Source organism: Arthrobacter sp. FW306-06-A, assembly GCF_021870055.1.
Lineage (GTDB): Bacteria > Actinomycetota > Actinomycetes > Actinomycetales > Micrococcaceae > Arthrobacter.
The window spans coordinates 1,361,760-1,381,336 of the sequence record NZ_CP084552.1; the positions used below are offsets into that span (position 1 = coordinate 1,361,760).

General features: G+C 66.4%; 16 protein-coding genes. 6 read left to right on the top strand and 10 right to left on the bottom strand.

Features of this window, described 5'->3' with window-relative positions; translation table 11 throughout:
- Both LFT49_RS06355 and LFT49_RS06360 read right to left on the bottom strand, forming a co-directional pair.
- Positions 1-1,425, bottom strand: a complete 1,425-nt coding sequence (locus LFT49_RS06355) for a UDP-glucose dehydrogenase family protein (protein WP_236801479.1) — start codon at positions 1,423-1,425, stop codon at positions 1-3.
- Entirely contained in the window at positions 1,422-2,579 is a 1,158-nt protein-coding gene (locus LFT49_RS06360; RefSeq protein ID WP_236801482.1) for a glycosyltransferase family 4 protein, read from the bottom strand. Before LFT49_RS06360 ends, LFT49_RS06355 begins: the two co-directional genes overlap by 4 nt.
- Positions 2,580-2,840: 261 nt before the next feature.
- Here LFT49_RS06360 and LFT49_RS06365 point away from each other — a divergent pair, with 261 nt between their 5' ends.
- Entirely contained in the window at positions 2,841-3,716 is an 876-nt protein-coding gene (locus LFT49_RS06365; protein WP_236801483.1) for a YsnF/AvaK domain-containing protein, read from the top strand.
- Positions 3,717-4,155: 439 nt separating this feature from the next.
- Complete coding sequence (locus tag LFT49_RS06370; RefSeq protein ID WP_237430090.1) at positions 4,156-5,472, top strand: cell division protein PerM; 1,317 nt, start codon at positions 4,156-4,158, stop codon at positions 5,470-5,472.
- Positions 5,473-5,485: 13 nt separating this feature from the next.
- Here LFT49_RS06370 and LFT49_RS06375 read toward each other — a convergent pair whose 3' ends face one another.
- Complete coding sequence (locus LFT49_RS06375; RefSeq protein ID WP_236801485.1) at positions 5,486-5,914, bottom strand: hypothetical protein; 429 nt, start codon at positions 5,912-5,914, stop codon at positions 5,486-5,488.
- Positions 5,915-5,953: 39 nt separating this feature from the next.
- On the opposite strand from LFT49_RS06375, the gene purN reads away from it, so the two are divergent.
- Positions 5,954-6,544, top strand: a complete 591-nt coding sequence (purN, locus tag LFT49_RS06380) for a phosphoribosylglycinamide formyltransferase (RefSeq protein WP_236801486.1) — start codon at positions 5,954-5,956, stop codon at positions 6,542-6,544.
- Positions 6,545-7,113: 569 nt separating this feature from the next.
- Positions 7,114-7,407: a hypothetical protein gene (locus LFT49_RS06385; RefSeq protein WP_237430091.1), complete on the top strand. Its 294-nt coding sequence runs from the start codon at positions 7,114-7,116 to the stop codon at positions 7,405-7,407.
- Between the two features lie 91 nt (positions 7,408-7,498).
- Here the strand turns inward: LFT49_RS06385 and LFT49_RS06390 are convergent, their stop codons facing one another.
- Positions 7,499-8,851: an MFS transporter gene (locus LFT49_RS06390; RefSeq protein WP_237430092.1), complete on the bottom strand. Its 1,353-nt coding sequence runs from the start codon at positions 8,849-8,851 to the stop codon at positions 7,499-7,501.
- Positions 8,852-8,994: 143 nt separating this feature from the next.
- Here LFT49_RS06390 and purH point away from each other — a divergent pair, with 143 nt between their 5' ends.
- Positions 8,995-10,680: a bifunctional phosphoribosylaminoimidazolecarboxamide formyltransferase/IMP cyclohydrolase gene (purH, locus tag LFT49_RS06395; protein WP_237430093.1), complete on the top strand. Its 1,686-nt coding sequence runs from the start codon at positions 8,995-8,997 to the stop codon at positions 10,678-10,680.
- Between the two features lie 203 nt (positions 10,681-10,883).
- Here purH and LFT49_RS06400 read toward each other — a convergent pair whose 3' ends face one another.
- Entirely contained in the window at positions 10,884-11,057 is a 174-nt protein-coding gene (locus LFT49_RS06400) for a hypothetical protein (protein ID WP_236801491.1), read from the bottom strand.
- Positions 11,041-12,009 carry a trypsin-like serine peptidase gene (locus LFT49_RS06405; RefSeq protein WP_236821570.1) on the bottom strand — a complete coding sequence of 323 codons (969 nt, stop codon included), beginning with the start codon at positions 12,007-12,009 and terminating at the stop codon, positions 11,041-11,043. Before LFT49_RS06405 ends, LFT49_RS06400 begins: the two co-directional genes overlap by 17 nt.
- 329 nt (positions 12,010-12,338) lie before the next feature.
- Here LFT49_RS06405 and LFT49_RS06410 point away from each other — a divergent pair, with 329 nt between their 5' ends.
- Positions 12,339-14,558: an NADP-dependent isocitrate dehydrogenase gene (locus LFT49_RS06410; RefSeq protein WP_236801494.1), complete on the top strand. Its 2,220-nt coding sequence runs from the start codon at positions 12,339-12,341 to the stop codon at positions 14,556-14,558.
- Between the two features lie 98 nt (positions 14,559-14,656).
- Here the strand turns inward: LFT49_RS06410 and LFT49_RS06415 are convergent, their stop codons facing one another.
- The 4 genes from LFT49_RS06415 to LFT49_RS06430 all read right to left on the bottom strand — a co-directional run bounded on the left by LFT49_RS06415 (position 14,657) and on the right by LFT49_RS06430 (position 19,504).
- A complete protein-coding gene (locus LFT49_RS06415) occupies positions 14,657-15,160 on the bottom strand; it encodes a hypothetical protein (RefSeq protein WP_237430094.1) in 504 nt (167 codons plus the stop codon).
- A complete protein-coding gene (locus LFT49_RS06420; protein ID WP_237430095.1) occupies positions 15,157-16,437 on the bottom strand; it encodes a serine/threonine-protein kinase in 1,281 nt (426 codons plus the stop codon). The genes LFT49_RS06415 and LFT49_RS06420 overlap by 4 nt, the downstream gene beginning before the upstream one ends.
- Positions 16,438-16,724: 287 nt before the next feature.
- Positions 16,725-18,437 (bottom strand): hypothetical protein, encoded by a 1,713-nt coding sequence (locus LFT49_RS06425; protein ID WP_237430096.1) that lies wholly within the window; start codon positions 18,435-18,437, stop codon positions 16,725-16,727.
- Positions 18,438-18,526: 89 nt separating this feature from the next.
- Positions 18,527-19,504, bottom strand: a complete 978-nt coding sequence (locus LFT49_RS06430) for a hypothetical protein (RefSeq protein WP_237430097.1) — start codon at positions 19,502-19,504, stop codon at positions 18,527-18,529.
- Between the last annotated feature and the right edge of the window lie 73 nt (positions 19,505-19,577).

Genomic DNA, 19,577 nt, shown 5'->3' on the forward strand with positions numbered 1-19,577 from the left:
TCAGCGTCCCCCGGGCGCGGAGTTCAACGTACCGGTGCCCACAGTGCCCGCGCCCAGGGCGCCCGTGGCCACAGTGCCCAGGGCTCCAACGGAGGTGCCCAGGCCGCGCACCATCCAGCCCTCCTCCTGCCACGCCCCTGCATCCAGCACGTTCCGCGCGTCCAGGACCACCCGCCGTCGTACCAGCTGCCCGGCGAGGGCGGGGCTCAGCCGCCGGTATTCGTCCCATTCGGTGAGCAGCAGCACCAACTCGGCGTCCTGGAGCGCCTTCTCGGTGGAGGCCTCGAAACGGAGGCGCGGGTAGCGCCGCCATGCAAGGTTCACCGCTTTGGGGTCCGTGACCGTCACGTGGGCCCCGGCAGCGGCCAGCCGGTCCGCCACGTCCAGGGCGGGGGAGTCGCGGATGTCATCGGTGTCGGGCTTGAAGGAGGCGCCCAGGACGGTGACTGAGCGGCCAGATAACGCTCCGCCGCACAGCTCCGCCGCGAGCCTGACCGTCCGCTCCCGCTGGCCAAGGTTCACGTTGTCCACCAGGCGCATCCACTCCTCCACGGCGGATACGCCCAGCGTTGCCGCCTGTGTGCGGAAGCTGCGGATGTCCTTGGGCAGGCAGCCACCGCCGAAGCCCAGGCCGGCATGCAGGTACCGGCCCCCGATCCTGGGGTCCAGCCCCATAGCTGCGCTGAGTTCGCCCACGTCCGCGCCGACGGCATCGCACAGTTCCGCCACCGCGTTGATGAAGCTGACTTTGGTGGCCAGGTACGCGTTGGCGGCGGACTTGATGAGTTCGGCCGTGGCGGAACTGCACACCAGGCGGGGGATTCCGGCGGCCAGCAGCGGTTCGTAGACGGCATCCAGTACAGCCGTCACCCCCATCGGGCTACCGGTGGCGGGATTGAAGGCGCCGGACCGGCCGCCCTCGACGCCGTACACCAGCCGGTCCGGCACCAACGAGTCCTTCACGGCCGTGCCCTGCCGCAGGAATTCCGGGTTCCACCCGAGCAGCACGTCCGGCCGCGGCGCCAGGATGGCGCCCAGCAGGCCCACCGTGCCAACGGGGACAGTGGATTTGCCCACGACGACGGCGCCCGCGGCCAGGTGCGGCAGCAGTGCTTCCGTTGCGGAGACCAGGAAGGTGAGGTCGGCGGCGTCGGACGTCTTTTCCTGCGGCGTCCCCACGCAGAGGAAGTGCACCTGTGCATCCTTGGCGTCCGCCGGGTCGGTGGAGAACCGCAGCCTCCCGGTGGTGCGGCCGTCCTCGAGGAGTTCGTCCAGCCCGGGCTCGTGGAACGGCGCGCTGCCCTGCGCCAGCTGGCGCACTTTGCCGGGATCCACGTCGATGCCCACCACAGTGTGGCCCATGGATGCCAGTGTTGCCGCGTGGACCGCGCCCAGGTAGCCGCAGCCGATCACAGATATCTTCACCAGTTGGCTCCCTTGGAGTTGATCGAGCTTGCCGCCATTGGAACGGCAGCGATGGCCTCTTCGTAGTGGTGGATCAGTTCTGAGCACAGGGCCGGCCAGGTCCTGTCCTGCACTGAGGCGTGTGCGGCTGTGGCAAAGGCCCGGCGCTTGGCGTCATCGCCCACCAGGTCCTGCACCCGGGCGCGCATGCCTGAGAGGTCACCCGGTTCATAGAGCCACCCTGTCCGGGAATTTTCCACCAGGTCCAGCGGGCCGCCCCGGCCCGTGGCCACCACCGGCACGCCCGATGCCATGGCCTCCTGGATGGTCTGGCAGAAGGTCTCAAACTCGCCCGGATGGACGAACAGGTCGAAGGATGCCACCGCCCGGGCCAGTTCCTCACCGCCCAGGAAGCCGGTGAACAGTGCGTCGGGCAGTGCCGCTTCAAGAGCGTTGCGCTGGGGTCCGTCCCCTACAATCACCAGCCGTGTATTGGACATGCCGGCGAGGGCCGCGAGGTCTTCCACCTGCTTTTCCGCGGCAAGCCTGCCCACGTACCCGATGATCCGTTCACCGTTGGGGGCCACCGAAGCCCGCCAGCCGTCGTCGCGCTTTTCGGGCGAGAACCGCGCGGTATCCACACCACGGCGCCACATCCGCACCCGCGGGATGCCCCGCCCGCGCAACTGGTTCAGCGCGAACGTGGAGGGCGCCAGGGTGCGCGTGGCCAGCAGGTGGATGTGCTCCACCCTGGCCCAGGCCCAGTTCTCGAGGAAGGGGACGCCGTAGCGCGCGGCGTAGCCGGGGACCTCTGTCTGGTACACGGCCACAGTGGGAATCCCCAACTGGCTCGCAGCCTGTGCCGCACGCCATCCCAGCACGAAGGGAGAGGCAAGATGCACAACGTCAGGCGCGTACTCGGCAAGGATTCGCTTGACCCGGTACACACCACCCAACGCCACCCTGACATTCGTGTAGCCGGCCAGCGGAACCGCCGGAAGCCTGTGCACCTCAGCACCATTGACATGGCTGGCTGCCCCACCGTCATGGGCGGACGGGGCGATGACCAGGACATCGTCACCCCGCTCCTGCAGATGGTCCAGGACCCGCAAAATTGAGTGCGTGACACCGTTCATCAACGGCAAAAATGATTCGGCGACGATTGCGATCCTCACCCCTCAACCGTGGGCTCCTCCCTTGAAATGACGGGGGAGAAAGCATGACCCGGAGGAGAAGGACGGGTGAACAGATACACCCGGGTCCTAAAAAAATTACTAAGTAGGCTTGGCATTTGATGCTAAGCATGCTTACGGTAGTGGGGCAGTCAGCGCAGAGCCTCAAGCAGCCGGGGCCGGAAGCCAGACGTCGGGAGATTGCCCCGGTCCGGGATATCCACTGCTGGCAGACCCAGTGCAACGACAATCCAAGGAGACGTCATGCTTAACAGGGAAAACCTTGAAAACCTGCTCACTAAGGGCGGCAACGTCGTCGGTTCCGACGGTTCGAAAATCGGATCGCTCGGCCAGCTGTACGCAGATGACGACACGGGTGAGCCCACATGGGTCACTGTGAAGACGGGCCTTTTCGGCACGTCCGAGTCCTTCGTGCCGGTTGAGGGCGCACACGAACAGGGTGAGGACCTGGTGGTTCCCTACAGCAAGGAACACGTCAAGGATGCTCCCCGCGTGGACGCCGACGGCCACCTCAGCCCCGAGGAAGAGGACCGGCTCTACACCTACTACGACCGCAACGGTGCACGGACCTACACCGAGGCAACCTCCGGTTACTCGGCTTCCGACGTTGCCAGCTCCGGAACCAGGACCGACGCCGACCTGCAGGGCGATGCCGACCTGAACGCAGGCACCCCCACGGCAGGCATCCGCTCCGAGCGCGATACCGAGTCCCGCGGAGCCGTTGGCCACGACACCTCGGGCCCCACAACGGACGACGCCATGACGCGGTCCGAGGAACAGCTGCACGTGGGCACGGAACGTGAAGCCACGGGCCGGGCACGGCTGCGGAAGTACGTCACCACCGAGAACGTCACCAAGACCATCCCGGTGGAGCGCGAAGAGGTCCGGATCGAGCGTGAGCCCATCACGGACGCCAACCGGGGTGCCGCCCTCGACGGCCCTGCCATCAGCGAAGAAGAGCACGAAGTGGTCCTCCACGAGGAGCGCCCGGTGGTGGAGAAGGAAGCCGTCCCCGTGGAGCGCGTCCGGCTGGACAAGGAAACCGTCCGCGACGACGTCACGGTGAACGAGGAAGTCCGCAAGGAACACATCGACACCGACGGCGACAACCGCCGCTGATAAAAGCGGGGGACCTGGTCCCTTGTTCCCCTGGGCAGGCTCATTGAGCAGCAGCCCTGACACGGTGAACGGCGCCGGGAGCCTACTTGGAGGCTCCCGGCGCCGTATCGTTTTAAGGTGCTGGTGCAGCCGCGCTGCTAGCGTTGACTGCACCAGCCAGTAGGACGAATATCTTCAGAACTTACGGTTCATCTCTCATTCGCGGCTCCTGTTTTCCCGGCTTACGACAATCCGGGTCCATTGCCGGCACTACCAAGCGCGGCGGCCAGCAGAAATCGCAGTACCCCCTCGGCAGGGCGGCAGGTGTTGGTTTCTACCAATTTTACGGCCGCGCCCCCTAAAAAGCGCCGCCCCGCGTCGCATTTGCCGGATGATCAGTGCTGCCGGCGAGCCTGTCGTTCGCCGGCACGGCACGCCCTCCGTGACACCATGGAACACGATGAAACTGCGCGCTGATCAGACCGGAAACCGTGGCCTTCCCATGCCGTTGTGGCTGCAAGGTGCCCTTGAAACGGCGCAGGCGGCGATAATCTCCGCGCTGGTGGTGGTGGCGCCCATCGTTGCCGTGTGGGCCACCGCCGGCTTCCAGAACGGACAGTTCGAGGTCCTGGCCAGGCTTGCCGGCCAGTCCTGGCTCCTGGTCCACGGCGTGCCGTTGGGGCTTGCCGGCGCCGGTCCCGAGGCAGCCACCCACGGCGGGTCCGGCACGCTGAGCGTGGTTCCCCTGGGCCTGACCCTTATCCCGTTCCTGCTGGCGTGGCGCGCCGGCCGCAGGCTGGCCCGCGCCTCCTACACGGACCAGCTGTGGCAGGCGCTGTTGGGGTCATGGTTGGTCTATGCGGCCTTCGGCGCGGCCACCGGGTTTGTTTGCCGCACTGCCGACGTCATCATCAATCTTTGGTACGCCCTGCTGATTCCCCTGATTCCATACGCACTGGGCATGGTGATCGGTGCACGGCGGGAAGCGGGTTCATGGAGCCGGCTCATCGGCGTCGATGCCGTGGACTGGATTTCGCGCACCAGCCAGCATTCCCGCTGGGCCGGCTCGTACTTCGCATCTGTGGCGAAAGCCGGATTCGTGGCTGTGATGTCCGCCCTCACCCTGGCGGCCGCGCTCCTGGCAATCGACCTGTTCATCCACTGGAACCTCGTGGTCTCCGTCTACGAAGCGCTCGACGCCGGCCCGGTGGGAGGCGCGGCCCTCACCGTCGCACAGCTTGGCTTCCTGCCCAACCTCGTCGTCTTTGCCCTCGCCTGGACGTCCGGCGCCGGTTTCGCCATGGGAGCCGGCTCCCAGGTGGGTCCGCTGGCCACCGCCGTCGGACCGCTCCCTTCCATCCCCGTCCTGGCCGCCATCCCCTCAGGACCCCTGGACTACGCTTTGGTGGCCCTGGTGGTTCCGGTGCTGGCAGGAGTCATGGCCGGATGGTGGTTCCTGCGGGAGGGCGAAAACCACTTCGACGAATGGCTCGCCATCAAGATCCACGCCCGCTGGTTCACAGCCAGCGCTTCCACCCTGGTGCTCGCAGTCCTGGCCGGGCTGGGCGCCGGAGTGCTGACCGCGGGCTTGGCGTGGATCGCCAGGGGCTCAGCCGGCCTCGGCCGGCTGACCGCCATCGGGCCCGACCCGCTGTGGACGGGACTTTGGGTGGCCGCCGAGGTGGGCATCGGCGTCGTTATTGGCTATGCGGCCGGACCGTGGCTGGAGCGGGAGAAGGGCAGCACCGCGGAACGGGACGCGGAGTTGGTCCACTAGGACCCTGGCCCCGCTAGCGCATCTTTGTCGGCAGGACGTCCTGGAACTGGACCATGCAGGCATGGGTGGCCCGGTCCGTCAGCGCCCGGCCAAGGCAGGCCTGGTATTCGCGCACCTGGTCGTACAGGACCAAGGTGGTGACAATCAGCAGCACCATGACAGCTGCAACCACCAGGCCGGAAATGGTCCCAAAGAGGACCAACTTGGATTCCCTCAACCGGATGGCCCGCACCAGCAGGACAACGCCCAGGACCAGGCCAACGGCGGTGAGCACTGTTGTCAGCCATAGGTAGCCGACATCCAACTGGTACACGAAGAAGGCGCCCAGGACCGAGACGACAAACATCCGGAACAGGGTGCGGGTCTTGGCGAGGGAGGCCTTGGCTGCCTCGCTGAGCGGGGGTTTGACCTGCTGCCCGCCCCGGCCCGGTTCGCTGTTCATGTTTTCCAGCGTACGCGAGCGTGCACCTAAGCTGGACCAATGCGTATCGTCGTCCTCGTTTCCGGAACCGGGTCCAACCTCCAGGCCGTTATTGACGCCGTCAAGGCGGGGGAGCTCGACGTGGAAATCGCAGCGGTGGGCGCCGACCGTGAGGGGACTCTCGGCGTCGAACGCTCTGCTGCCGCCGGCATCCCCACCTTTGTGGTGGACTTCAAGGCCTACCCGGAACGCGCCGACTGGAACGCAGCGCTCACCGACGCCGTGGCCGCTTACAAGCCGGACGTCGTGGTCTCCTCCGGGTTCATGCGGATCGTCAGCCCAAGCTTCATCGACGCCTTCAACGGCAGGTACCTCAACACCCACCCCGCACTGCTCCCGGCATTCCCCGGGGCCCACGGCGTGCGCGACGCGATGGCGTATGGGGTGAAAGTCACCGGCTGCACCGTGCATTGGGCCGACGCCGGCGTAGACACTGGCCCCATCATCGCCCAGGAAGCGGTGGCTGTTGAGGACTCCGACACCGAGGAGACCCTGCACGAGCGCATCAAGGTGGTGGAGCGCCGGCTCCTGGTCTCCACCCTGGCCGCGCTCGCAGCGGACCCCGCCTACTCCGCGTCCTCTCCCAACTAGCTCGCAGTTGTTGTCGTTTTGAGCACTCAAAACGACAACAACTGCCAGCCACTTGGGCTTCGGTGTTGCTGCCTGTGGATAACCGCGGCGGCACGCGAAAGGGTTTGCGATTATGGTCGCGTGAAGACGCCTCGTCCCCTTCCCGCCGAGATTGCCCGGGCACCCTTTACGTTTCAGGAAGCGGTCGACGCCGGAGTAACCCTTAGGCGCCTCCGTCACGCAGCGCTGGACTCACCCAGCCGCGGAATCAGGGTGCCGCATTGCGGCTCCTCGCCCGGGCCAATGGAAACACTCGGGCCTGAGGCTTTGAGGCCGTTTACGACGATTACTGCGTTCTCGGCTGCCTCCCATGCCACAGCCTTCAGCTTCTGGGATTTTCCGGGTTTTCTACCCGGTCAAAGGGAGCCGCTCGTCCACATTTCCCGTCCGGACACGATGGCTATTCCCCGGCGAAGGGGGGTCGTGGGCCACGTGGGACAGTTCTTCGACGACGAGATCGTGTGCGTAGCGGGGGTGAGCAGGCGCGGGTTGGCGCCGACTCTGCACCTGAGACGCGCTTAAGGCTGGCGTTGGAATTCGCAGGCCTTCCCGAACCGCAACTGAACGTGCTCACAGAGCTGGGCGGCGGCGTCGTGCGCCAGCCTGACCTGGGCTACCCGCGTCACCGCGTTGCTGTGGAGTATGACGGCGAAGTGCATTCTTCCCCGGAACAGGTCGTCCGTGACATCGCCCGTGAGGAGGACTTCCTGCGGGCGGGCTGGCTCCTAGTCAGGATCTCCAAACGGCATATGGAAGACGCGGGCAGGGCGGCCGTCTCCAAAGTACGCCGCGCGCTTCTCAGCAGAGGCTGGTCGCCCGACTAGCTCCAGGACAGTTGACCAAGTAGCTCGCATTTGTTGTCGTTTTCGGGGTCCTAAACGACAACAACTGCGAGTCAGTTGGGAAGGGAAGCCGCTACTGCAGGCGGCGCTGGCGGGTTTCGGGGGAGAAGAACGCCATCCACAGCACTGCTGCCAGGACCAGGGCCCCTGCCAGCGCAAAGGACGTGGCCAACCCGAGTTCGGGCCAAAAGTAGTTGGCGAAAATCAGCGGCCCAAAGCCTGCGCCCAGCCGGGAGAACGTGGAGGCCCAGCCGAAGCCGGTGCCCCGCAGTTCGGTGGGGTAGAGCTCAGAGACGTACGCGTACAGGACCGGGATGGCCACCTGCACCACGAACCCGAACACCAGCAGCCAGAACACCGCGGCGGTGGGGATGTCCACCACGAACGCCACGATCACCAGGGTCAGCGCCGACAGGGGACCCGTGATGGCAAGAATCCATTTGCGGCCCACCCGCTCCACCAGGAGGGCGGCCACCACCACGCCCAGGAATCCGACGGCGGCGATGGAGGCAGTGGTGACGAAGGCCTTGTACTCGGCGAAGCCGGCGCCGATCAGAATCCGGGGCATCCACGTCAGGGACAGGTAGTAGACCAGCAGGATGCTGAAGAACAGGGCCCAGGCGGCCGTGGTGATCTTCCAGTTGAACTGCCACACGGAGCGCAGTTGGGTCCAGGCGCTGCCGGCGGAGAGCCGTGGCACGTCTTTGGCATCGGGGAGGCTGTACGCCCGGGGTTCGGCGCCGGTGGCTTCCACCAGCCCGTCGATGATCCGGGCCGCTTCCTCCCGGCGGCTTTTCCGGATGAGGAACAGCGGGGACTCCGGCACACTCCTCCGGACCCAGAACACCAGGAGTGCAGGCAGGACCATCACCAGCATGGTCAGGCGCCAGTCGCCGGAGAGGGCCACCAGCCCTGCCGAGACGAAGCCGGCCAGGGCAGCACCTACCGGCCACCAGCCATCCATTGCGGTCAGCACCTTCCCGCGCTGCTTCCGCGGGGTGAACTCACCCACCAGGGCGTAATCCACTGGAATGCAACCGCCCAGGCCAAAGCCGGCCATGAACCGGAAGACGCAGAACCAGATGAAGTCGGGGGCGAACGCGCCCAGCACCGTAAACACCGAGAACAGCAGCAGCGTGGCCGTGAAAGCCTTCTTCCGCCCCACCGTGTCCGCGATGGTTCCCCAGATGAACGCGCCCAGGGCCATGCCGATCAGGTTCGACGTGCCCACCCATGCGGCCTCGCCGGCGGAGAGGGACCAGTGCTTCGAAAGCAACGGAATCAGGATGCCGTTCAGGGTCACATCCCAGGCATCGAACATGAAGCCGAGGCCGCCCACAAGGAAGATTCTGCCCTGGACTTTCCATCGCCAGGGCAGTTCCTGGACCACCTGTTCGCCGCTGGGCACAGTGGTGTAAGTATTCATCGCCGCCTCCTGCTGAAAACTTTAGCCCGGCCCCAGCGCGTTCACACTCCGGCTGACACGCGGGGCAAGCGCGCCCATCGCGATAAACTGGCCCTATCCCCACCAACCGCGGCCTTGTTCCGCGAGATAAGACGGAGACATTTGTGAGCTTCACGCAGCATGAACGCGTATCCATTGACCGTGTACCCATCCGCCGGGCCCTGATCTCGGTCTACGACAAAACCGGTCTGGAGGAGCTCGCCAAGGGCCTGCACGCCGCCGGTGTAAAGCTCGTCTCCACCGGCTCCACGGCCAAGAAGATCGCCGCCGCGGGCATTCCCGTGCAGGAGGTGGAGGAGGTCACCGGTTCACCCGAAATGCTGGACGGCCGCGTCAAGACGCTGCACCCGCGCGTCCACGGCGGTATCCTGGCGGACCGCCGCGTCCCGGCCCACATGGAAAGCCTCGCCAGCATGGAGATCGAGGCTTTCGACCTGGTGGTGGTGAACCTCTACCCGTTCGTTGAGACGGTCAAGTCCGGCGCCGCCCAGGACGACGTGGTGGAGCAGATCGACATCGGAGGCCCCGCCATGGTGCGCTCGGCAGCCAAGAACCACGCCGCCGTCGCCATTGTGGTCGACCCCTCCTTCTACGGCCAGGTCGTAGAGGCCGCTGCCGCCGGCGGCTTCGACCTGAAGACCCGCCGCCGCCTCGCCGCCAAGGCGTTCGCGCATACCGCCGCCTACGACAACGCGGTGGCCACCTGGACCGCCAGCCAGTTCCTGGACGAGGACGGCGACGGCGTCATCGACTGGCCCGCCTACGCCGGGCTGTCGCTGGAACGCTCAGAGGTGCTGCGCTACGGCGAGAACCCGCACCAGCAGGCCGCACTGTACGTGGACAAGGCTGCGCCGATGGGCATCGCCCAGGCGGACCAGCTGCACGGCAAGGCCATGAGCTACAACAACTTCGTTGACGCCGACGCCGCCCTGCGCGCCGCCTACGACTTTGCCGAGCCCGCCGTCGCCATCATCAAGCACGCCAACCCTTGCGGCGTTGCCGTCGGATCCGCCGACGCTGCGGACCCCATCGCCGACGCGCACGCCAAGGCCCACGCCTGCGATCCCGTCTCCGCATTCGGTGGCGTCATCGCAGCCAACCGCACCGTGACCGCCGGCATGGCCAACACCGTCAAGGACATCTTCACCGAGGTGGTCATCGCCCCCGGCTTCGAGCCCGAGGCCGTGGAGATCCTCTCCAAGAAGAAGAACATCCGCCTGCTCGCCCTGCCCGAGGGCTACGGCCGCTACCCCACGGAGTTCCGCCAGGTCTCCGGCGGCATGCTGGTCCAGGTCACCGACAAGGTGGACGCCGACGGCGACAACCCCGCCAACTGGACCCTCGCCGCGGGTGAAGCCGCGGACGAGAAGACGCTCGCGGACCTCGCCTTCGCCTGGACCGCCTGCCGGGCCGCGAAGTCCAACGCCATCCTCCTTGCCGAGGACGGGGCCGCGGTGGGCATCGGCATGGGCCAGGTCAACCGCCTGGACTCCTGCCGCCTGGCCGTGGAGCGGGCCAACACCCTGGGCGTCACCGTGGAGTCCGACGTCGAAGGTGCGGGCGGTGCCTCCAACGCAAGCGGTAGCGGCGCACCGGAGCGGGCACGCGGTGCCGTGGCGGCCTCCGACGCGTTCTTCCCGTTCGCTGACGGCCTGCAGATCCTGATCGACGCCGGCGTCCGGGCCGTGGTCCAGCCCGGCGGATCAGTCCGCGACGAAGAGGTGATCGCGGCAGCGAACGCGGCCGGCATCACCATGTACTTCACCGGGGCGCGCCACTTCTTCCACTAATCCCCACCGCCGCCCTAGCCTCGCTGGCGCTCGGCCAGGGAACCCGGGCGGCGTGGGCCCACCCACCCACCCATCGGTTGCTGAGTAGTTGTCGTTTTCCGTCGTGAAAACGACAACTACGGAGCAGTGGATGGTGGTTAAACAGACGACGGCGCCCGCCCCCTTCAGAAGGGGACGGGCGCCGTCGTCTTGGTTGTTGCTGCTTAGTCCTGGTCAGCCGGGCGTGGGGCGGGCTTGGGAAGGCGGATCTCCCGGGGCTTGGCTTCCGCCATCCGCTCCTTGGTCCAGTACTCGAGGACTTCCTCAGGCGACTGGGTCAGGTCGACGTGGCTGACGGGATCCTTGTCCGCGTCCGGCGTCCTAGGATTTTGCTGCACGTTTGAAGGTGTCCTGGATAACCGAGCCCCAGTAGGGGCCGTACATCACGGGGGAGCCGTTGTAGCCGTAGCTGTTGATGGAGTTCTGGACGCCATCGGAGTCGACGCCGATGAACCACGGGCCGCCCGAAGAACCGCCGGTCATGTCGCAGGGGATCCCCTGGGTGGCGAACTGCGGGTTGTTGGGGTCAGCCGTGGCCTTGCCGGTGCAGCTCCACAGCGTTTCGCCGTTGAAGGGTGCGGCGGCGGGGTAGCCGTAGGACGTGTAGGTGAGGCCGCGGGCCTGGTTGAAGGCGGTGCCCGAGCCGCCGACGACGTCGGTCAGCAGGTCGCCGTTGCTGTCCGGGGCTACGACGGCGAAGCCCGTGTCATAGGTCATGTCGCCGTTGTTGACCCACTGGGTGGGGGCGTACAGGGCCTTGGCGGCCCACTTGCCATACGGCGCGTTGCCGTTCTCGTATTCGGGGACGAAGATGAAGTTGGTGGCGTAAGCCCCAGGGCCTTCGTTGACGCAGTGCCCGGCGGTGGCCACTGTACTTCTGTTCGCTGACGTAACGGCGTTGCCGGAGCACACGTAGTTGGCGCCCCCCAGGGTGAAGAACACCTTGCCGATGTGCGAGACGGGGTCCTCGCTCTTGGCGATCGTGGGCTTGCCCTTGGTTCCCTTGGTGGTGGCGGGCTTGCCCTTTTCCACGAGGAGCGCGCTGGAGCGGTTGCCTCGTTCAAGTGCCTTGCCGGCCAGCGTGTCGCCGGTGACGGCACTCCGCATGCGCTCGGGAGTCCAGTAGTCTGCAGAGCCCCCAGCGTCGACAGTGACGCTGGCGACGGACGGGTTTGCCTTCCCGTCGGAGGGGGCCGGTGCGGCCGTGGCCCCGCCGGCGGAAGCGAGAGCCAGTACGGCGGCCGCCGAGAGAGTGAGGAGGCCGGAGGCCAGAGACCGGGTGCGTGTCATTGGTGTCCTGTCTGAACGGGGTTGGGCCCGGGATCGGGAGTGACTCAGCGAACTTATCGTTACCAGACAATTTTGTACACAGTAGTGAGATATCAGAAAAGCGACTTAGGGCCCTTCCAGCGGCTCCTGATGGTGGGAAGGGCCGACGGCGGGCTGGGCACCCGGGTGCCCAGCCCGCCGTCGTGCGTTCTCCATCGCTGTAATCCTGCTCTCACCGGGGTAATGCGGGGCCCTGTTAAGGTTTGAAGTGGCGTCCTCGGGTAAGTTGTACATGGTGAAATAGACCGAATTTTTCACAACCAAGCCGACCCACAGGGAGACGCCCGCGCATGTCCAAGATTATCTACACCCACACCGACGAAGCGCCGATGCTGGCTACCTATTCGTTCCTGCCCATCATCGAGGCATTCGCTTCGACTGCAGGTGTGGAGGTGGAGACCCGCGACATTTCGCTCGCCGGCCGCATCATCGCCGTCTTCGGTGACTACCTGACCCCCGAGCAGCAGATCGGTGACGCCCTTGCTGAACTCGGTGAGCTGGCGAAGACGCCGGAAGCCAACATCATCAAGCTGCCCAACATCAGCGCCTCCATCCCGCAGCTGAAGGCCGCCATTGCAGAGCTGCAGGGCCAGGGCTACGCACTGCCGGACTACCCGGACAACCCGTCTTCGGATGAGGAAACTGCCATCCGCTCGCGCTACGACAAGATCAAGGGCTCCGCCGTGAACCCGGTCCTGCGTGAAGGCAACTCGGACCGCCGTGCACCGCTGTCCGTCAAGAACTACGCCCGCCAGAACCCGCACTCCATGGGTGCCTGGACCCCGGACTCCAAGACCAACGTGGCCACGATGGGCCAGGACGACTTCCGCTCCAACGAGAAGTCCGTAGTCATCGAGAATGAGGGCACCATCTCCATCCAGCTGGTCCGCGAGGACGGCTCCGTCAAGGTCCTGAAGAAGGCCTTCCCGGTCCTGGCCGGCGAGGTCATCGACGGCACGGTCATGCGCGCTGCCGCCCTGGACGAGTTCCTGAAGGCCCAGGTGGCCCGCGCCAAGGAAGAAGGCGTGCTGTTCTCAGCCCACCTGAAGGCCACCATGATGAAGGTCTCCGACCCCATCATCTTCGGCCACGTGGTGAAGGCCTACTTCTCCGAACTGTTCGCGACCTACGGCAAGCAGCTCTCCGCCGCCGGCATCAGCCCCAACAACGGCCTTGCCGCCATCCTGAGCAGCCTCGAGGACCTGCCCGCGGATGTCCGCGAAGGCGTCCAGAACCTGATCAAGAAGGGCCTCGAAGACGGCCCCGCCCTGGCCATGGTGGACTCGGACAAGGGCATCACCACCCTGAACGTCCCCAGCGACGTCATCGTGGACGCCTCCATGCCTGCCATGATCCGCAGCTCCGGCCACATGTGGGGCCCGGACGGCAAGGAAGCCGACACCCTGGCTGTCCTGCCGGACAGCTCCTACGCCGGCATCTACCAGGTGGTTATCGACGACTGCCGCGCCAACGGCGCCTACGATCCCACCACGATGGGCACGGTGCCCAACGTTGGCCTCATGGCGCAGGCAGCCGAGGAATACGGCAGCCACGACAAGACCTTCGAAATCCAGGAAGCCGGCAAGGTGCAGGTGGTGGACGGCTCCGGCAACGTCCTGATCGAACACGAAGTTTCCGAGGGCGACATCTGGCGCGCCTGCCAGACCAAGGACCTCCCCATCCGCGACTGGGTGAAGCTGGCCGTCACCCGGGCACGCGCCTCCCAGACCCCCGCCGTGTTCTGGCTGGACGAGGACCGCGCCCACGACGCCAACCTCATCACCAAGGTCAACGAGTACCTAAAGGAGCACGACACCGAGGGCCTGGACATCCAGATCATGGCCCCCGTCAAGGCCATCGCCTTCACCCTGGAGCGTATCCGGAAGGGCGAGGACACCATCTCCGTCACGGGCAACGTGCTCCGCGACTACCTCACGGACCTGTTCCCCATCCTGGAACTGGGCACCAGCGCCAAGATGCTCTCCGTTGTTCCGCTGATGAACGGCGGCGGGCTGTTCGAGACCGGTGCAGGCGGCTCCGCCCCCAAGCACGTCCAGCAGCTGCTGAAGGAAAACCACCTCCGCTGGGACAGCCTGGGCGAGTTCTTGGCCCTGGCCGTCAGCTTCGAGCACCTGGCCACCACCACGGGCAACGCCCGCGCCCAGGTCCTGGCCGACACCCTGGACCGCGCCACCGGCACGTTCCTGCTGGAGAACAAGTCCCCGAGCCGCCGCGCGGGCGAGCTGGACAACCGAGGCAGCCACTACTTCCTGGCCCGCTACTGGGCTGAAGAGCTGGCCAAGCAGACGGACGACGCCGAGCTGGCCGCCGCGTTCAGCACGGTCGCCAGTGAGCTTTCCTCCAAGGAGGAAACCATCGTGGGCGAGCTGGCCGAGGTCCAGGGCTCACCCGTGGACATCGGAGGCTACTACCACCCGGAGGACGCCAAGGCTTCCGCAGTTATGCGTCCTTCCGCCACCCTTAACAAGGTCATCGCCAGCCTGAGCTAGCGGCGGGCTGCTGCAGCAGCTGTGGTGAGAAAGAAGCGGGGCTCCGGATAATCTTCCGGAGCCCCGCTTTTTTGTATATCGGTACGTTGAGCGCAGGCTCAGTTCTTGCCTTTGCCTTTGTCGTTGTTGTTTTTGCCGGAGGCCGGGCCGTTGCTGCCCGAACTGCCTTGGGCTGGTGCCGGCGCAGGAGCCGGCTGGACTGGGGCGGGCGCGGCGCTTTGCGCTGCCTGTTCAGCAGCGATGCGAGCATCTTCGGATGCCTTCGCAGCCGCCGCTTTCTGGGCCGCGAGGATGTCGTTGAGGTCTGCGCGGACAGCGGTAGCCACCGTGGTGATGCTGCGGCGCCGCTCCTCGGAAACCTGGCCCTTTGCCTGGGCCGCCGAGAGGTCCGCCTCAAGACCCGCGAGTGCCTGCAGTGCGGACTCGGGATTGTTCTGGGACGACGCCTGGGTCACTTCCAGGACCCGAGCCTGGAGTTGGGTGGCGGCTTCGCGCTGCAGACCGTTCCCGGGAGCCGCGCACGCGCTAAGGAAGCCCGCCGCGACCAGTGCCGCTGAGCACGCCAGCAACAGCCGGTTCGGAGGTGCCTGCAGCAGGGTCACGGTTCCACGCTCTTTTGAAGTTCCTGGAGATGGTCACCCAGGACGCCGGTCACCGTGGGGTAGGGCACGACGTCGGCCGGTCGGGCGGAAATGCTCATCATCACCGTTGCGGCGGCCGCGGCGATCACCAGGATACCGAGTACGACGGCCAGCCAGATGCGCTGCGTCCGGGACAAGCGCGGCTTCCTGGAGGCCTTGGCGGCGGCTGGGCTGGTTGCCGCCGCACCGGAAGCAGACGGTGTCGTGGCTTGCGGGGCGGGGGTCCGCTCAGACGGCTGCGAGGATGAGCGGGGAGAAATAGCCCCGGTGGCCCCTGCCGCCTCCCGGACTTCGTCCACTGATTCTTCGGCAGTGATGGTGGGCGGGTGGAAGGGCATCGCGGGAAGCACCCGGGTGGTTTCGGGGGCCAGTTCTCCGGGCGTTGACGCCGGGGAAACCAGGGCCTGGCGCAGCGCCGTCTCAATGTCCGCAGCCGTCGGCCGCTCCAGCGGCTCGATGGCCGTCATGGAACGGATGAGGTCTGCCCATTCGGCGGGGACGTCGTCGGGGATCTCCGGAGCGCGGTGAAGCCGGACAACAGCTGATTCCACGGCACTGCCCGGGTACTCCACCGTGCCCTTGATGCACTCCAGCAGCACCAGGCCAAGGGAATAGATGTCCGTGGCCGATGAGAGGGGTTTGCCGAGGGCCTGCTCGGGGCTGAGGTAGGCAGCCGTGCCCACCATGGTGCCCGTGGCCGTGAGTCGGGTGGAATCGACGATCCTGGCGATGCCGAAGTCCGTGAGTTTGGGCCGCAGCGGCTCGCCCGGCCGGATCTGCACCAGGAGGATGTTGCCCGGCTTGATGTCGCGGTGGATGATGCCGAGGCCGTGGACGTAAGCCAGGGCGTCGGCGATCCCTGCACCGATCACTGACAGCTCTTCATAGGGCACGCGGCTGTGGCGAATACGGCTGCGCAGGTCCTGGCCCTCCACGAGTTCCATGGTGAGGAAGGGACGGGGTTCATCCGGAAGGCGGTCATCGATGCTGGCGTCGAAGAGCGTCACCAGGCCGGGGTGGTTCAGGGTGGCCAGGAGCTGGATCTCCGCTTCCTGCCGCTTCAGTTCGTCCGCATCCGGAGCCTGCGGCGCGAATAGCTTCAGCGCGACGTCGCGGCCCAGGTTTTCATCCCGGGCAGAGTAAACCGAGGACATCCCCCCACGGCCTATTACGTCACCCAAACGATAGCGACCGCCGACAACTTCATTCTTGATGGAGCTAGGCGATTCCGCCACCATGACCGTTCCTCCCGGTGCGCTGCGGCACTGATGTACCTCAAATTATACGGGCGGGACCGCCGAACCAGCGATTGACCTAGGCTTTCACGTTGCGACACGCCGACGGTCCGGCGGCGGTTTGAATCACTTCCGCCACCGGACCATTGGCTACAAGGACACGTGTGCTGAAGACGTGTTTTGTACTGTTCCTTCGTTTCCGGGTCGTTGTCCTCCTTCCGTCAGCCCGCGGAGTGCTGCCACTTCAAGCGCACGGGTGCGGGCGTTTTCTGTGCTGTCTTTGAAGCGCTTTACGACACCTTCCGCCTGCGGAGCATCAGGAATCCGCCGGCCAGGAGCAGCAGCGCCAGGGGAACCAGCGTTCCGTCCCAGCCCGTGTTGGCGAGGCCGGTATGGCCCGTGGCCGTGGTGGCAAGGGCGGAATTGCCGTTCGCCGGGGTGCTGCGGGGAGCCGTAACAGTGGCGATGGTGCCGCTGACTGCCGTGGAGCCTGCCGGTGCCGCCGAGAAGCCGCCGTTACCGGTGCCGCCATTCATGCCGGTGGAATCATCACCCGTGGCCGTTCCGCCGTTGCCGGCGCCACCGTTGCCTGCGGTGTTGTCCGAACCCGGGGTGCTGGCACCGGGATCTGCGGTTCCGGGATCAAGCGTCCCGGTGTCACCGGTGGTGCCGTCACCCGGGGTGGTGGTACCAGGGTCGGTGGTGCCGGGAGTGCCTGTGCTGGTGGCGCCCCCGAGTCCCAGGCCAATGCCGAGGTCGATTACAGCGTCCAACCCGCCGTTGCCAACGGTTCCGGTGCCCGAATCAGCGCCAAGGTCTACAACCGCGTCAACTCCGGCTGCCGTGTCACCGGTAGTGAGGCCGCCGACGCCAAGGTTCACGGCTGCGTCGACGGCGAGGTCGGCGGTGGTGCCGTCGGTGGTTCCGGTGCCCGGATCGGTGAGGCCGCCGAGGCCGAGGTTGATGTCGGCTGCGGCTGCCACGTCAGTGGTGCCGGTGGATGCGGGATCGGTGAGGCCGCCGAGGCCAAGGTTGACGTCGGCTGCGGCTGCCACATCGGCGGTGCCCGCGGTGGTGCCGTCGTTGGTGATGCCGCCGAGGCCGAGGTTGACGTTGGCTGCGGCTGCCACGTCGGTGGTTTCTGCGGTTGCAGGGGCGGTGGTGATGCCACCCAGGCCGAGGTCCACGTTGGCGTCGACGGCGAGGTTCGCCGTGGTGCCGTCAGTCGTGCCTGTTGCAGGGGCCGTTCCGGTGGTGTTGCCGCCGAGGCCGAGGTTGACGTTGGCTGCGGCTGCCACGTCGGTGGTTCCCGCGGTTGCAGGGGCGGTGGTGATGCCACCCAGGCCGAGGTCCACGTTGGCGTCGACGGCGAGATTCGCCGTGGTGCCGTCCGTCGCCCCTGTACTGGTGCCGGGATCGGTGATGCCGCCGAGGCCGAGGTTGACGTTGGCTGCGGCTGCCACGTCGGTGGTTTCTGCGGTTGCAGGGGCGGTGGTGATGCCACCCAGGCCGAGGTCCACGTTGGCGTCGACGGCGAGGTTCGCCGTGGTGCCGTCAGTCGTGCCTGTTGCAGGGGCCGTTCCGGTGGTGATGCCGCCGAGGCCGAGGTTGACGTTGGCTGCGGCTGCCACGTCGGTGGTTCCCGCAGTTGCAGGGGCGGTGGTGATGCCACCCAGGCCGAGGTCCACGTTGGCGTCGACGGCGAGGTTCGCCGTGGTGCCGTCGGTCGTGCCTGTTGCTGGAGCCGTACCGTTAGTGATGCCGCCGAGGCCGAGGCTGACGTCCACTGCGGCGGCGACACCGGTTGGACCGGCCGGCGTTGGGTCACCCAGCAGGCCCAACGACGACGAGTCAGCGGGTGCCGCCGCCGAGATGAGGGCGGAAGCGGACAAGTCCGTCCCGCTGGTGGTGGTGTCCGCGGCCTCTGCCGCAGCGCAGCCGAGGGCCAGAAGACCGCCGGCAAAGAGGGTGCTAAGCAGCCCCCTGCGAAGGGTGCAGTTCATGATGCTTACTCCTGAAAGTTGATGTTGTCCGGCGCTGGTCAGCTGCCGGCATAGCCACGTGCTGCCCATGAACGGGCAGGAGGCATCAACTAGTCAGGAGAAGAACCGGGGTCGAAGGACACCGGCGCAGGAAAGTGCTCAGAGGTATCCCCGGCAAGGACCGCGCAGGGAAGTATGAAATCGACGTCGAAGGTGCTCAGCCATGCGGCGGCACTGGACGGGCCGCTTGACGACGTACCGCTGCCCGTGCCGGATCCCGGGGCGGCAGGAACGTTTGTAGTCAGCGGCGCCGGCCCAGCGGGAAGATACTCATCCGCGACGGAGTCACCAAGGCCCGCTAAATCAGCTTGCAGAACGGAAGTTCCAGCGAGTCCAGCAGCCCCGCGGGCTTCCGGGATTGCGCCGCTGGCTGCTGACGATATATCGGCCAAAGCCAGAGCGTCCTGATCAACGTCGGTTGCTGCCTGCAGGGCGCCAGCTGATGCTTCCGCCGCAGCAGGGGCAGGAGTTTCCGTAGCCGGAGGCCCTGCCTGGACCGCTTCAAGTGGCTGCTGGAGCTCAACCCCCTGTTGGGGAAGCGGAACGGGCAGCGGAGCGGCGCCGGTCAGAAGATCGGAGACGGGCTGGAGTACCGGTTCGAGCGCAGGAACAGCCTCGGCTGCAGGCTCTACGACAACCTGCACGACGCCGGACGTCACGCCGTCGGCGACGTCAACAAGGGGAGCCGAAACAGTGGAGACGGTTCCCGCAGGAAGCACTTGGTCCACCGCCGGAACGGAGGCGATGAGGTTGTCCGCAAGTCCGGAAACCTGGGTCACCATGGGCTGCAACGGCCCGGGGGTTGCCGCCGGGCCGGCCGGGGAATTCAAAGGAGCCGGTGAATCGGCGTCCGCCAGATCATGGGTCAAGGATGAAACCGAGCTGGTGACCCCGCCAATAAGCGACGAAGAGTCGGGGCCGATGTCAGCGGAAGCAGCCGTGGAAGAAAGCGTCAGCCAGGTCACTGCGGCGGCTCCGGCAAGAAGCGCCGGGCGCAGGGCACGCCATGGCGAACTCATATGAGCCATGCGTACCACCCCCCAGTGACCGGTGCAATCGATGCCCCTAAATACTAAGACTGCTTATTGGCGGAAGTCCAGA